Source organism: Terrabacter sp. 01T434 (genome assembly GCF_056398545.1).
In genome coordinates this window covers 463,391-477,115 of record NZ_JBFTPP010000002.1, presented here as the reverse complement: position 1 = coordinate 477,115, position 13,725 = coordinate 463,391, and the positions used below count along the sequence as shown (strand labels likewise).

The 13,725-nt window shown below is 69.7% G+C and carries 16 protein-coding genes; 4 read left to right on the top strand and 12 right to left on the bottom strand.

Features of this window, described 5'->3' with window-relative positions:
- Positions 1 to 219: 219 nt before the first annotated feature.
- Positions 220 to 543 carry a thioredoxin gene (gene trxA / locus AC1DIW_RS07465; RefSeq protein ID WP_081920461.1) on the top strand — a complete coding sequence of 108 codons (324 nt, stop codon included), beginning with the start codon at positions 220 to 222 and terminating at the stop codon, positions 541 to 543.
- A 139-nt stretch (positions 544 to 682) separates the two neighbouring features.
- Positions 683 to 1,900 carry an N-acetylmuramoyl-L-alanine amidase gene (locus AC1DIW_RS07460; protein ID WP_478107068.1) on the top strand — a complete coding sequence of 406 codons (1,218 nt, stop codon included), beginning with the start codon at positions 683 to 685 and terminating at the stop codon, positions 1,898 to 1,900.
- 57 nt (positions 1,901 to 1,957) lie between these two features.
- On the opposite strand, the gene AC1DIW_RS07455 is transcribed toward AC1DIW_RS07460, so the two are convergent.
- A complete protein-coding gene (locus tag AC1DIW_RS07455) occupies positions 1,958 to 2,614 on the bottom strand; it encodes a GNAT family N-acetyltransferase (RefSeq protein ID WP_478107067.1) in 657 nt (218 codons plus the stop codon).
- 138 nt (positions 2,615 to 2,752) lie between these two features.
- Between AC1DIW_RS07455 and AC1DIW_RS07450 the strand changes: the two genes are divergently transcribed.
- Complete coding sequence (locus AC1DIW_RS07450; protein WP_478107066.1) at positions 2,753 to 3,775, top strand: glutathione S-transferase family protein; 1,023 nt, start codon at positions 2,753 to 2,755, stop codon at positions 3,773 to 3,775.
- 63 nt (positions 3,776 to 3,838) lie between these two features.
- Here AC1DIW_RS07450 and AC1DIW_RS07445 read toward each other — a convergent pair whose 3' ends face one another.
- Together AC1DIW_RS07445 and AC1DIW_RS07440 are read right to left on the bottom strand one after the other, a co-directional pair.
- Positions 3,839 to 4,645, bottom strand: a complete 807-nt coding sequence (locus AC1DIW_RS07445; protein ID WP_478107065.1) for an alpha/beta fold hydrolase — start codon at positions 4,643 to 4,645, stop codon at positions 3,839 to 3,841.
- Between the two features lie 102 nt (positions 4,646 to 4,747).
- The gene (locus AC1DIW_RS07440) at positions 4,748 to 5,641 is read right to left on the bottom strand and encodes a metallophosphoesterase (RefSeq protein ID WP_478107064.1); all 894 of its coding nucleotides are present in this window, start codon (positions 5,639 to 5,641) and stop codon (positions 4,748 to 4,750) included.
- A 78-nt stretch (positions 5,642 to 5,719) separates the two neighbouring features.
- On the opposite strand from AC1DIW_RS07440, the gene AC1DIW_RS07435 reads away from it, so the two are divergent.
- On the top strand, positions 5,720 to 6,121 hold the full coding sequence (locus AC1DIW_RS07435) for a PNPOx family protein (protein ID WP_478107063.1): 402 nt from the start codon (positions 5,720 to 5,722) through the stop codon (positions 6,119 to 6,121).
- A 66-nt stretch (positions 6,122 to 6,187) separates the two neighbouring features.
- On the opposite strand, the gene AC1DIW_RS07430 is transcribed toward AC1DIW_RS07435, so the two are convergent.
- The 9 genes from AC1DIW_RS07430 to rpmH all read right to left on the bottom strand — a co-directional run bounded on the left by AC1DIW_RS07430 (position 6,188) and on the right by rpmH (position 13,453).
- On the bottom strand, positions 6,188 to 7,048 hold the full coding sequence (locus AC1DIW_RS07430) for an Fpg/Nei family DNA glycosylase (protein ID WP_478107062.1): 861 nt from the start codon (positions 7,046 to 7,048) through the stop codon (positions 6,188 to 6,190).
- A 41-nt stretch (positions 7,049 to 7,089) separates the two neighbouring features.
- Positions 7,090 to 8,262: a ParB/RepB/Spo0J family partition protein gene (locus AC1DIW_RS07425; RefSeq protein WP_478107061.1), complete on the bottom strand. Its 1,173-nt coding sequence runs from the start codon at positions 8,260 to 8,262 to the stop codon at positions 7,090 to 7,092.
- A 284-nt stretch (positions 8,263 to 8,546) separates the two neighbouring features.
- Positions 8,547 to 9,506 carry a ParA family protein gene (locus AC1DIW_RS07420; protein WP_478107060.1) on the bottom strand — a complete coding sequence of 320 codons (960 nt, stop codon included), beginning with the start codon at positions 9,504 to 9,506 and terminating at the stop codon, positions 8,547 to 8,549.
- Between the two features lie 457 nt (positions 9,507 to 9,963).
- Positions 9,964 to 10,755, bottom strand: coding sequence for a 16S rRNA (guanine(527)-N(7))-methyltransferase RsmG (rsmG, locus tag AC1DIW_RS07415; RefSeq protein WP_478107059.1), 792 nt, complete (start codon positions 10,753 to 10,755; stop codon positions 9,964 to 9,966).
- A 76-nt stretch (positions 10,756 to 10,831) separates the two neighbouring features.
- Positions 10,832 to 11,488, bottom strand: a complete 657-nt coding sequence (locus AC1DIW_RS07410) for a Jag family protein (protein WP_478107058.1) — start codon at positions 11,486 to 11,488, stop codon at positions 10,832 to 10,834.
- A 95-nt stretch (positions 11,489 to 11,583) separates the two neighbouring features.
- Complete coding sequence (gene yidC / locus AC1DIW_RS07405; protein ID WP_442281033.1) at positions 11,584 to 12,567, bottom strand: membrane protein insertase YidC; 984 nt, start codon at positions 12,565 to 12,567, stop codon at positions 11,584 to 11,586.
- A gap of 68 nt (positions 12,568 to 12,635) precedes the next feature.
- Positions 12,636 to 12,950 (bottom strand): membrane protein insertion efficiency factor YidD, encoded by a 315-nt coding sequence (gene yidD, locus AC1DIW_RS07400; protein WP_442281003.1) that lies wholly within the window; start codon positions 12,948 to 12,950, stop codon positions 12,636 to 12,638.
- On the bottom strand, positions 12,947 to 13,297 hold the full coding sequence (gene rnpA, locus AC1DIW_RS07395; RefSeq protein WP_478107057.1) for a ribonuclease P protein component: 351 nt from the start codon (positions 13,295 to 13,297) through the stop codon (positions 12,947 to 12,949). The genes yidD and rnpA overlap by 4 nt, the downstream gene beginning before the upstream one ends.
- Positions 13,298 to 13,315: 18 nt before the next feature.
- Positions 13,316 to 13,453 (bottom strand): 50S ribosomal protein L34, encoded by a 138-nt coding sequence (rpmH, locus tag AC1DIW_RS07390; protein ID WP_028051105.1) that lies wholly within the window; start codon positions 13,451 to 13,453, stop codon positions 13,316 to 13,318.
- Positions 13,454 to 13,725: the final 272 nt, after the last annotated feature.

Below are 13,725 nucleotides of genomic sequence, written 5' to 3'. Positions count from 1 at the left end.
GCTCCGGCTGCGCCGCCGCCCTCGACGCCGAGCACTACCTCGCCGCCCTCGAGGACACCGCCACCCCCGCCGAGGCCGCTGCCGAGGCCGCCCTCATCGACGAGACCGACTCCGGCGCGATCCCCGACCCCCGCGCCACCGTCGGCGCCGACGCCTAGCCTCGACCCCAACCACCAGCCCGCCCGACCCAGCCCCGCCGCACACCGAGAAGGAATCTCCATGGCACTGAAGAACACGACCGACGCCACCTTCGCCGACGACGTCCTCATGAGCGACAAGCCCGTGCTCGTCGACTTCTGGGCGACGTGGTGCGGCCCGTGCCGCAAGGTCGCCCCGATCCTCGAGGAGATCAACGAGCAGTACGGCGACAAGATCGAGGTCGTCAAGCTCGACACCGACGCCAACGTCGACACCGCCGCCCGCTACGGCGTCGTCTCGATCCCCACGCTCAACGTCTACGTCAAGGGCGAGGTCGTCAAGACCATCGTCGGCGCGCACCCGAAGCCCAAGCTGCTCCGTGAGCTCGAGGAGTTCATCGGCTGACCAGCAGGTCACGCGTTGGGGTGGTCCACCGTCACGGTGCCACCCCTTCGGCGTACTACGCTGCAGACGGCGCCCGACCACACCCGACCGACGCACAGCCCCCCGCGACCCGTTCGGAGCCCTCCGAGGAAGGAGCCAGATGACCCCCCAGCAGTCAGTCGTGCTCCGGCGCGGCGATTCCGGCCCCGCCGTGGCCGCCGTGTGCGAGCGGCTCATCCTCTCCGGCGACCTCACCGGCGGCCCAGGACACGGTGACCATGTCGGCGACCCCGTCTACGACGAGCGGGTCGAGCAGGCGGTCAAGTCCTTCCAGCAGCGTCGCGGGCTCATCGTCGACGGCGTCGTCGGACGGTCCACGTATGCCGTCCTCGACGGTGCGCGCTGGGCCCTCGGTGACCGCGTGCTGCGTTACCTGCCCGAGCACTTCATCGAGGGCGACGACGTCGTGACCCTGCAGGCCCGCCTCGCCGAGCTCGGTTTCACCCCCGGCAAGGTCGACGGTCTCCACGGACCGAGCACCGACTCGGCCCTGCGGGCCTTCCAGGCCGCGGTGGGCCTGGTGCCCGACGGCACGGTCGGTCCGGAGACGATGCGCGCCTTTGCGGGCCTGCGCCGCTCGGTCAGCGGCGGGTCAGCGAACGCCCTGCGCGAGCGGGAGCACATCCGGCGCGGCGGCTACAGCCTGAGCGGGCGCACCATCGTCCTCGACCCCGGGCACGGCGGCGGCGACTCCGGTGCCCACGGTCACCGCGGGCTCGTCGAGGCGCACCTCGCCCTGGACCTCGCGCGCCGCATCGAGGGGCGCCTGTCGGCCCACGGCGTCAGCGTCGTCTTCACCCGCACGGAGGCGACCGACGGAGGCACCGACGAGGAGCGTGCGGCCTTCGCGAACGCGTGCGACGCAGACCTCGTCCTCTCGCTGCACACCGACCACACCGCGTCCGGCTCGGCCCACGGGGCGTCGACGTACTTCTACGGCCATCCCGACAATCCCGCCCACGCCGACTGGTCGGTCATCGGCGAGAGCTTCGCCGACCTGCTCCTGCGTGAGGTCGTGGCCCGCACCGGTCTGACCGACTGTCGCTCACACGCCCGGACCTGGCCACTGCTGCGTCGCACCCGCATGCCGGCGGTGCGCCTCGACTTCGGCTACCTCAGCCATGAGGGGGACGCCGAGTCCCTGGCCGACGCCCAGATCCTCGACCACGTCGCCGAGGCCGTCGTCGTGGCACTGCAGCGCGTCTACCTCGGTGACGCCGACACCTCGCGCACCGGCGTGCTGCGCCTCGACGACCTACGCCGCCACCTCGAGACCATGCGCGCGCAGCAGGTGTCCGCCGACAGCTCGGTGGGCTGACGCAGCGCAGAGCGTCTCCCCGGCGTCGTCCCGGGACCTGCTGGCTCGGGCGCCCGGTCAGTCCGGATGGGTGACGTGAGCGTGGCTGGAGCCGTTGGGGTGGGTCTCCGGCACCGGCCGCATCCCCGGTACGCGCGCCAGCGCCCGTGCCAGCGCCGCCGCCGCCTCGTCGCGCAGCGTCACCACCGTGCGCAGCTCCATCCGGAGCCGTGGGTATGCCGGGTGGTCGCGTTCGACACGGAAACCGACCTTCTCGAGGAAGGGCGCATCGAGCACGCAGGCGTGTCTCGAGACGGCGAGCGGACGCGCGGCCACGGCCTCGAGCGACCGGGACCGGTGGTGCAGGGCGTCCTTGGCCGCCGTCTGGACGAGTGCCTTGCGCAGGCCACGGTCGGCCTGGCCCGGCAGGGTCATCGCCGTGAGGAGCATGAGCGTCGACGGGTCGGACGGCGCGGTCGCGAAGGCCGCCAACCGGGGCACGTGTCGCGCCGGCGCAATGAGCACATGGCCCGCCGGCTCGCCGTCGACGTAGGCGACGCGCCCAGGGGGACCCCAGTCCGCCATGACCGTCTCGACCCAGTCCAGGAGCAGCTCCCCCGGCTCGCGCGGGTCGGCGTGCCCGTTGCGCGGCACCGTCTGCCAGAACGTGCAGGGAGCGCACGCGCCGACGAGGTCGGCGACGCGGTCGGGGGTCAGGGGCAGGAGCTCACGCATCGTGTCTCCTCACTGCCCTCATGACCCCATTCTGGCCTGCTCGCCGCCAGCCGCACCATGACCACGGGGCGGCCGTGTCACGGCCGGTGCGGGACCGCGCTCCCGCGGCCACGCGGCATACCGAATTAGGGTGGGCGCATGAGCGAGCCGGGCACCTACGTCGAGAAGAACTTCAAGCGCGACACGAACTACATCACCACCCGGATCACGACCGACGGGCGCGACGGCTTCCCCGTCGAGGCGGGGCGCTACCGCCTCGTCGTCGCGCGCGCCTGCCCGTGGGCCAACCGTGCCATCATCGTGCGGCGCCTGCTCGGGCTCGAGGACGCCCTCTCGATGGGCATCTGCGGCCCGACGCACGACAAGCGGAGCTGGACCTTCGACCTCGACCCAGGCGGCCTCGACCCGGTGCTGCAGATCCCGCGCATCCAGGACGCGTACTTCAAGCGCGACCCCGACTACCCCCGCGGCATCACCGTCCCGGCGATCGTCGACGTGCCGACGGGGGCCGTCGTGACGAACGACTTCAAGCAGATCACCGTCGACCTCGAGACGCAGTGGCGCGAGCTCCACCGCGACGGCGCTCCGGACCTCTATCCCGACGCCCTCGCCGACGAGATCGAGGCGGTGAGCGAGCCGATCTACCGCTACGTCAACAACGGCGTCTACCGCTGCGGCTTTGCCGGCACCCAGGAGGCCTACGACAAGGCGTACCGCCGGCTGTGGGAGAACCTCGACCTGCTCGAGGAGCGCCTGACGACGCGCCGCTACCTCGTCGGCGACCACATCACCGAGGCCGACGTGCGCCTCTTCACGACGCTCGTGCGCTTCGACCCCGTCTACCACGGCCACTTCAAGTGCAACCGCAGCAAGCTCATCGAGATGCCGGCGCTGTGGGCCTATGCGCGCGACCTCTTCCAGACGCCCGGGTTCGGCGACACGGTCGACTTCGTCCACATCAAGCGGCACTACTACGTCGTGCACACCGACGTGAACCCGACGGGCGTCGTGCCTCTCGGGCCCGCCCTCGAGAACTGGGCCACGCCGCACGGACGCGAGGAGCTCGGCGGCTCTCCCTTCGGTGACGGCACTCCCCCGGGGCCGCCGCGCGAGGTCGTGCCAGCCGCGCACAACCCGGTGCTCAGCCTGCTGGCAGACTGAGCCAGCGGGCCGTATTCCGGTGGGTTCCTTTGTCCTGCAAGCGAACCCACCGGACGGGCGGCGTCAGGAGAGATAGAACTCCGCGAGAGCAGGGGCCAGCACCGGGGCCGGCACATGGTGGAACTCGCCCGGGAGCTCGACTGCGCGACCGTTCGGCAGGGCGTCCGCGAGCACACCGGCCGAGTCGTGCAACCACGGCATGGCCGTGCCGCTGCTGCAGACCGCGAGGAAGGGCACGGTGACGCGGCGCAGCGTCTCGGCGGGCAGGCCCTGGTCGTCGCCGCCGAGACAGAGGCCGTCGTACTTGACGGTGTAGGTCATCGCGAGCATCGGCTCCCACGTCGGCGTGCCCTTCATGCCCTCGACCATCTCGACGGGCATCCCGACGACGACGTTGTTGAAGTAGCGCAGGATGCCCTCCCGGTCACCGGCTGCCTCGAAGCGCTCGAGCGTGCCGATGTAGTCGTCGGGGGCGGGTGGCCACGCCTCGGTGCGATAGGGCACCTCGATCGCCGACGCCTTCGTGACGGGAGCGCCGGCGGCAACGGCCTCGACGACGAGAGCGCCGCCGGAGGAAATGCCGAAAGCGTAAGCAGGAGAGGCCGTTTCGCCAGCAGCCTCGATGACGGCCGTGAGGTCCTCGATCTCACGGCTGACCGTGTAGGGCTGGGTGTCACCGCTGTCACCTCGGCCCCGACGGTCGTACGTCACCCCGGTCAGACCCAGCTCCCCCAGCGCCTGTGCCAGGTCGCGGAAGGACCCACGGTCACAGAACGCACCCCCGACGACAACCGCGACGGGCCCCGACCCGTAGGCCTCGTAGGCGATGGTGGTGCCGTCTGCCGACGTGGCCTTCTCGATCTCGCTCATCTCTGACTCCTCGGTGTAGGTGGCCCACTTTCGAGGCCCTCATCCCTGCGTCGATCGAGACCGGAGCATCTCGACACGTCGGACGTCGAAAGTCTGACCCACTCACGTCCGTTTGCGTGAGAAGACCTCACGACGGTCCTCCTCCGGCACGGTCTCCATGAAGGCCATGACCGCCTCCGTGAGTGCCGGCCAGGTCTGGTGCTGCTCGATCGGCACGACGGTGCCGACGACCTGGTCCGTGTGCACCTCGACGAGGTTCCAGGACTGCGGACCGTCGACGCCCATGAGCAGCTCGCGGGGGGCGCCCACGTCGTCGACGTAGCTGACCCCACCCGCGACGAAGACGGGCACCCGTCCGAGCGTGCCGAAGCTCGTGACATGGAGGTGGCCGCTGAGGACAGCGCGAACGTCCGTCCCCTCCAACACGGCGCGGAGCCGATGGACGTCGTCGAAGTCGAGCAGCTGCATCACTGGCGACCGGTAGGTGATGGGTGCGTGGTGCATGACGAGGACCGTGCCGTGCTCCGCTCGATCCGCGAGTTCCTTTGTGAGCCAAGCATATTGGTCGTCCGAGAGTCCGCCGTGGTGATAGCCCGGCACAGCCGTGTCGATCGCGATGATGCGGAGCCCGTGGACGTCCGTCACGGTGTCGTGCGGCGCGTCGGTGTCGACGCCGAAGAGCGTCCTGGCCATCGGTCTGCGCTCGTCATGGTTGCCCCCGGTGAGCACGAGCGCGCAGCCGAGCCGTTCGACGACCGGATCGACGATGGTCCGCAGCAGGCCGTAGGCCTCCGGATCGCCGCTGTCCGCGAGGTCCCCCGAGATGACGAGGGCGTCGACCCGCTCCTGCGACGCCTCGACCCGGGCCAGGGCCTGCCGCAGCTGGTGCTCGGTGTCGATCCGGCCCGCGAGCAGGCCTCCGCGCGCGATGAGATGGGGGTCGGAGAGGTGCGCGATGACATGCGTCGGCGCCGGCCGTGATGCGGTGAGGGCCATGCCGCCACCCTAGGCGCAGTCACCAGTCCCGTCGTGCGATGAGTGGCACGAGGTGCGAGGGTGGGACCGGAGGTCTCCATGCCCATTCCCCATGCCGTCACCCGCTTCAACAAGAAGTACCTCAACCAGGTCCTCGTGCACCTTGCCGGCCACGGCTGGTTCGTCGAGCTCGAGCACGTCGGCCGCCGATCGGGTCGCACGTTCCGGATCCCGATCATGGCCTTCGACCGCGGCGACGTCGTGACGATCGCCCTGACGTACGGGAGCGGCGTCGACTGGCTGGCCAACCTGCGCGCCGCCGGCGGGGGCCGGATGCGCCTGCGCGACGAGCTGCTCGCGCTCGGGGCGCCTGCGTCCGTGCCCGAGGCCGAGGGCCGTGCCCGGATGCCCCAGCCGCCACGGCTGTTGCTGCCGCTCCTCGGGTGTCGCGACTACGTCGAGATGCCGGTGCTGTCCCGTGCGCCCTTCGTTCGTTGGTGAGCAGGGGTTGGTGAGCAGGGGTTGGTGAGCAGGGGTTGGTGAGCCCGCACGCCCCGCCCGCGAACCTCAGTGCCTCACCTGGCAGTTGGGACACCAGAAGAGTCTCCGACCGGCAATCTCCTTCTCCTGCAAGGGTTTTGAGCACCGTGGACACGGTTGACCGGTGCGCTTGTAGACGAGAAACCGTCGGTCGAACGTGTCGCCGAGCCGTTCGCCGGTCAGTCGTCGGGAAATCGCGCGGCCCCGACCGGACCGCATCACTCGCCCCGCCTCGTCGACCTGGTCGGGCATCGTGATGATCTGCGAGAAGGTGCGCCCGAGCGGCATGAGGAGGACGAGGTCGTCCCAGATCTCCTGCCAGACGTCCGCAGACACGTCGACGCCCCGGGTGAGCGGGTCCACGGCCAGGCGGTGCAGCACCTCGCAGCGGTAGACGTTCCCGACACCCGCCACGACAGACTGGTCCATGAGCAGCTCGGCCACCGTCCGCCGACTCCGATGGACCCGGTCCCAGCCGCCATCGGGGCGCTGCCCACGTCGCAGCGGGTCGGGACCGAGCGTGGCGACGATCTCACGCTGCCGCGCGCGATCGACCAGGGAGCAGATCATCGGTCCACGCAGGTCCGCGAAGTGTTCCGGACCCACGAGGCGCAGCCGCACGGCTCCGACCGGGGGTGAGGGGCTGCCCGCGACGAGATGTTTCACGGGAAACATCCCGATGAGGCCGAGGTGTACGTGCAGGGTGGTGTCGCCGATCTCCACGAAGAAGTGCTTGCCCCACGCCTGCGCCCGCTCGAAGATCCGACCGTTCAAACGGCCGGCATCGGCAGCGAAACGACCCTGCGGGCTCGTCGCCTCCACCTCATGGCCACCGAACGCGCGTCCCAAGCGGTCCGCCAGCGCATGGATCGTGTGGCCTTCGGGCACGTGCCGTCCTCTCCGTGCTGCGTCCTGCGGTCAGGCGTTGGTCAGCCGAACGTGCGCAGCGCCTCCGCGCCAGCAGAAGCAGGGACGCCCATCAGGCCCAGGATGCGGCGCAGGTCCTCGACCGAGGCGAACTCGACCGTGATCTTGCCCTTGCGCTGGCCTAGGGCGATAGCGACGCGCGTCTCGAGGTGGTCGGAGAGGTCGGTGGTGAGGTCGTCGAGCTGCGGGTGGCGGCCGCCCTGGCGAGGCCGACGCGCCTTCGGGGCGTCGTTGCCCTCACCGAGGGAGACGAGCTCCTCGACGTTGCGCACTGACAGCCCCTCGGCGACGATGCGTTGGGCCATGCGCTCCATCGCAGCGCCATCGGCCATTCCGAGCAGGGCGCGGGCGTGTCCGGCGCTCAACACGCCTGCGGCAACACGGCGTTGCACGAGAGGCGGCAGCTTGAGCAGGCGCAGCGTGTTGGAGATCTGCGGTCGCGAGCGGCCGATCCGGGTGGCCAGCTGCTCGTGGGAGCACCCGAAGTCGTCGAGCAGCTGCTGGTAGGCCGCGGCCTCCTCCAGCGGGTTGAGCTGGCTGCGGTGCAGGTTCTCGAGCAGCGCGTCGCGCAGCAGGTCGTCGTCGCTCGTCTCCTTGATGATCGCCGGGATGGAAGCGAGTCCGGCCGCCTGTGAGGCGCGCCAGCGACGCTCACCCATGATCAGCTCGAAGGTTCGCCCCTGCGCCTCATCGAGCTGGTCGGTGGGGATGCGCCGCACGACGATGGGCTGGAGCACGCCGATCTCGCGGATCGAATGCACGAGCTCGGCCATGTGGTCCTCGTCGAAGACCGTGCGGGGCTGCTTGGGGTTGGGCCGGATCGAGTCGATGTCGAGCTCGGCGAACTCTGCGCCGGGCACGACGGCGAGTCCGTTGTCGGCGGCCGTGTCGTCGGCGGCGGTCCTGGCATCAGCGCCCGACGCCTGTGACGACGTGTCGCCCGAGATATCGCTCGGCGTCTCGGCACCACCCGTCGAATCGTGGGCGGGGTCGCTCGTCGACACGGATGGCTCGGCCCCGACGGGCGCGCTGTCGCGCGTCAACTCGGCCGCAGCCGGCTCTGGCTGCTTCTGCTCGGCGAAGAAGACGTCAACCGGACGTCCGGCGCCTCCGCTGGGTGTGCTCGGGATGAGTGCTCCGAGACCTCGACCCAGTGCGCGTCGCTTCTCCGCCATGCAACTACCCTCCACCGTCTCGGACGCGGCCATCGCATCCGGGGGCCCAGTCTAGGTGCACAGCGGTGCACCTTCGGGTACCCGGGGCCGGCATCCATTCGCGTTCCTCGCCGAATGGACCGACACGATCGTCGGTTTCACGTGAAACGGGACCGCGCAGGATGGTGTGACGTCCACTGAGCGGCGTGTTTCACGTGAAACACGCCGGGGACAGTTTCACGTGAAACAGGGCCGCCACCGTGACGGTGACGACCCTGTGGTCGAGATCGATGGCTCGTGGCCGGTCACGTCGGTCCGGCTGCCCCACGGTCGGCCAGTTCGCCTGCAGCCTCGAGATAGGCGAGGGCACCACTGCTTGCCGGGTCGTAGGTCATGACGGTCTCGCCGAAGCTCGGTGCCTCCGAGACACGAACCGAGCGGGGCACCGTCGTCCGAAGCACCTCTTGGGGGAAGTGCTCACGCACCTCGTCGGCGACCTGCGCGGAGAGGCGGGTGCGCCCGTCGTACATCGTGAGCAGGATCGTCGACACGTGCAGCGTCGGGTTGAGGTGGCGCTTGATGAGGTCGATGTTCTTGAGCAGCTGCGAGAGGCCTTCGAGCGCGTAGTACTCGCACTGGATGGGGATGAAGACCTCGCTCGCAGCGACCATCGCGTTGACGGTGAGCAGGCCAAGGCTGGGCGGGCAGTCGATGAGGATGTAGTCGAACTCGTGACCTCCGCCTTCGCCCGCGGCTGCGATCGCCTTCTGCAGTCGTGACTCCCGGGCGACGAGAGACACGAGCTCGATCTCCGCGCCGGCCAGGTCGATGGTGGCCGGGGCACAGAACAGGTTCTCGACCGTGCTGCACGGCTGAACCACGTCGAGCAACGGCGCGCTGTCGACGAGCACGTCATAGATGGACGGCACTTCGGCGTGATGGTCGATGCCCAGTGCCGTGCTGGCGTTGCCCTGGGGATCGAGGTCGATGACGAGCGCCCTGAGTCCGGACTGAGCCAGCGCCGCGGCCACATTGACCGTGGTGGTGGTCTTGCCGACACCCCCCTTCTGGTTGGCGACCGTCAGGACGCGCGGGGAGACCGGCTTGGGGAACTGGCGACCCGTCAGCTGGATGCGTCGTCGGGTGTTGTCGGCGAGCTCCCGGCCCAGGGGCGTGTCCGTGCCGGGAGTCGGGATGGCAGCTGCCAGCGCCTCCCGGTCGGCACGGTCGTCCTTCATCTGGGCGCCGGGACCATGGTCGTCCACAGGCTTGTCCCCAGCCTCAGATGCGGGGATTTCCCGTTCAAAGGCGGGTGTTGTCGGGACTTCGTCCACCGCGTTGTCCACAGCGGTGGATGGCGAGGCGTGGTCGTCTGGCATCGCGCTGCCCGCAGGCGTCTCCAGCGCGATGACGTCACCTTGCGCGTCGCCTGTCGAAGTGGCGTCACCCACGTGGGCGACCTCGCCGTCACGGTCGTCGGTGACGACTGCACCAGCAGCCGCCCCAGCGGCCACGACGTCTTCGACGGGCACCTCGTCGGTTTCACGTGAAACACTCAGCATGCGGGCAAGCCACCCCAGACGTCGGTGCTCCGGTTCTGGATCTGGTTCGCTCGGCCAGCCCAGATTGGTCGACATCGTCACGGGGAGAGCACCTCCGGGGTTGAGGGTCGTCCGGCGGAGTGATCCGCACGCAGCGCCCGTCGTCATGGTCTGGACACGATCATCGCTGATCGCGCGGCTTGTCGCCGACTGCCGGGCCGGAGCGTCGCGCAGCCCGTGGGCGATCGGCCCGTCGGCGGGCAGATCCAGCGCTCGAGGGCTGGCGCGAGCGGAATCGCCGACGGTCCACGACGTCGCCGATCGTGCATCGGAGCACGATCGTCGGCTCACCCAGCACCGCGGCGCCGTACTCGTGCACCCCGGCGTCCACGACGCCGAGACGGGTCAGCGCGGTTCGGCTCTCGGACAGCTCCTCTGCGGCGCGGCTTCCCTTCAGGGCGAGGAGGCTGCCGCCGGCGTCGAGGAGGGGCAGGGTCCACTCGGCGAGCTGGACGATGCGGGACACCGCACGGGCCGTGACCCAGGGGGCGTGGAGCCGGTCCCAGAGTGCTTCGGCACGCGCCGTGTGGACCGTGACGTTGGTCAGGCCGAGCTGCGCGACCGTCCCGGTGAGCCAGCCGGTGCGTCGAGCCAGCGGCTCCACGAGGTGGAGGTCGAGGTCCGGACGGGCGATGGCGAGGGCAAGTCCCGGCAGGCCGGCGCCGGACCCGACGTCGATGACCTGCTGCCTCCCCTCACTACGGGGAATCGCCTCCTGGACCACCGCGCAGTTGAGAACGTGGCGGTCCCACAGGCGCGGAGTCTCGCGCGGACCGATCAAGCCGTGACTGATCCCCGTGTCGGCCAGGATCGTCACGAAGTGCTCCGCGAGCTCGAGCCGGTCGCCGAAGACCTCTGCCGCAGCAGATGGGGTCGCCGGCGGGTCGGCAGCGCCGAGCGCACCGTGGGTCACGGGCTCTCACTCCTAGGGTCGTGCGTCTGGCGATGGTGCCTGCGATGGGGAGCCGTTTCACGTGAAACGGCACCTCTCATTCGGGCAAAATGACGACGTGACGCTGCGGCTCCGCACCCTCTGACTCGGAGACGAGACCGGCAGCAGCAACCTCGTCATGCACGACCTTGCGCTCGAAGGCGGTCATCGGGTCCAGCGAGCGCTTCGTGGCGGAGTCCTTGACCTCGGCGATCGCGGTCTGGGCGAGCTCGACCAGCGCGGAGCGACGCTCGGCCCGGTACCCGGCGACGTCGAGCATGAGCCGGCTGCGTTCGCCGGTCTGGGCCTGGACGGCAAGTCGCGTCAGCTCCTGGAGGGCCTCGAGCACCTTGCCGTCGGTGCCCACGAGCCGGCGCGGGACGCGACCCTCGTCAGAGTCGACGATGGCGATGGCTGCCCGGTCACCGTCCACGTCGACGTCGATGTCCCCGTCGAGGTCGGCGATGTCGAGAAGGGTCTCGAGGAAGTCCGCAGCCACCTCGCCCTCACGCTCCAGCTGGCGGACCCGTGACTTCTTGTCGGTCTTGTCGGTCTTGTCGGCCGGCTCGGAGCCTGCCTCGTCTGCCATCGGGGCGCCTGGCTCGATCGTCTCGGCCACGACGGTGGCCGGAATGGACTCGGTGGCCTGCTGGGTCGACAGCGGCGCCGCTGGATCGGCGGGCGTCTCGACGTCGGTGGCCTGGGGGTCGCTCATGAAAACTCCTTCGTTCACCGGGGCAGATCTGTGGACAACGTGCGTTTCCGCAGGTCAGAGGCCCATGGCAGTGTGGACAAGTATGTGGACGAACCTCAGCGGCGGTTCTTGGTCGGCTGGGTCCTGGCGCGCTTTTTGCCCTTGGGCTGCTGGCGCTGGCCTGACTTGGACGCGTCGTCGGGGACGGTCTCGGAGCCCTCGAGGCCCGGCACCGTCAGCTCCTGCATGTCCTTGCCCTTGCGCTTGAGGCGCTCACGGCGGGCACGCTCGGCCTCGGATCCGGGAGCCGGCATGTTGCGGATGACGTAGAACTGCTGGCCCATGGTCCAGAGGTTGGTGGTCAGCCAGTAGAGCAGGACACCGATGGGGAAGTTGATGCCGGAGAACGCGAAGAAGAGCGGCATCAGGTAGAGCAGGACCTTCTGCTGCTTGGCGAAGGGGTTGTCGAGCGCGGAGGCCGGCATGTTCTTGCGCATCAGCTGGTACTGCGTCGTGAACGTCGTCGCCGACATCAGGACGATGAGCACCGCGCTGAGGATCTTGACGTTGAGCGTCGTGGAGTGGACGAACGAGTCCGACAGCTTGGCCCCGAGGATCGTCGAGGTCTCGATCGTCTGTGCGACCTGCCGGGTGATCGGGCCGATCGGCGGCTGCGTGCCCTCGGCGATGCCCTTGAGGTTGTTGAGCAGCTGGAATAGCGCGAAGAAGAAGGGGCTCTGGATCAGGATCGGCAGGCAGCTGCTGAACGGGTTGGTCCCGGTGCGCCGGTAGAGATCCATGATCTCCGCCTGCTGGGCCTTCTGGGACTCCGGGTCCCGCTTGCCCTTGTACTTCTTCTGGATCTTCTGCATCTCCGGCTGGATGAGCTGCATCCGGCGGGAGGAGTGGATCTGGCGCACGAAGAGCGGCATGAGCAGGAGACGGACGACGACCGTGAGGCCGACGATCGACAGGGCCCACGCCCAGCCGGACCAGGCGCCGGTGAGCCCGAGGGTCTCCCAGAACGCGTGCCAGCCGTACATGACCCAGGCTTCCCCGAGCTTGATCGGGTAGAGCACGGTGTTGAAGAACTCGATCAACGTCATTCCTCTGTCGTAGGGCGGGCGGCGGGCCGCTCACCGCTGATCGGCAACGATATGCCGGATGTTCAGGTGGTGTGGTCGTGCGCCTCAGGCAGGTCGGGGGCACGGTAGTCCTCGGGTCGCACGTCGTTGCGGGTGGCCCACGTCAGGGGGACCGGGTCGACGCCGCCCGGGGTCCAGGGGTGGCAGCGACCGATCCTTCGGATGGCGAGCCAGCCACCGCGCACCGGTCCGAAGCGGGTCAGCGCGGTGACGGCATACGCCGAGCAGCTGGGGTAGAAGCGGCAGCTGGGCGGGGAGAGCGGGGAGATGAACCGCTGGTAGAACCGGACCGCGAGCAGGAGCGGCGACGCGAGCACCCGGTTGGCCGTGGGGCTCATGGTCGGCACGCCTTGTCGAGCTGGCGAGCCACGGCCAGGTCGAGCTCGTCCCAGCTGGCGGTGGCGGCGGCGGGGTTGGCCCGCACGACGACGTCGAGCCCGGCGGGCAGGCCACTCAACCTCGCTGCGACGCTGGCGCGCAACCGACGCTTCGTCCGGTTGCGCACGACGGCGTTGCCGACGGCCTTGGACACAACAAAACCGACGCGCGGCGGATGATCCGCACGCACATCGGTCCGGTTGGCATGCACGATGATGAGTCGCCCGCCTGCTCTGCTGGCGCCGGGCCCGCGTACTGCCGTCGTGAAATCCGTCCGCTCACGCAGTCGGTGACGTGCCGGCAGCACGCCGCGGCCTCCGGCGGCTCAGGCCGAGAGCTCGGCGCGGCCCTTGCGACGGCGGCCGGCGAGGATGGCACGGCCGGCGCGGGTGCGCATGCGCAGGCGGAAGCCGTGCGTCTTGGCGCGGCGACGGTTGTTCGGCTGGAAGGTGCGCTTGCTCACGAGGTTCTCCGTAGGTTGCAGGGTCCGCTCCGACGTCACGACGACGTCGGCCCGGCTCCCGTTCTGGGGCTGGCGATGGCCGATGCGACCGCAATCGGCAAGCCCGTGGAGGACCGAGTTCGTCCGGCTGGGCCGGGTTCGGGGCCACGGGCATGCGAAAGAGGTCGCAGACACGCTCGGTCAACGATACGGGAGCCGCGGAACGAGGGTCAAACCGGCGGAGCCGCCGAGCGAGAGCGGACCAAACCGACGATCTTCCGAGGTCGTTCGGC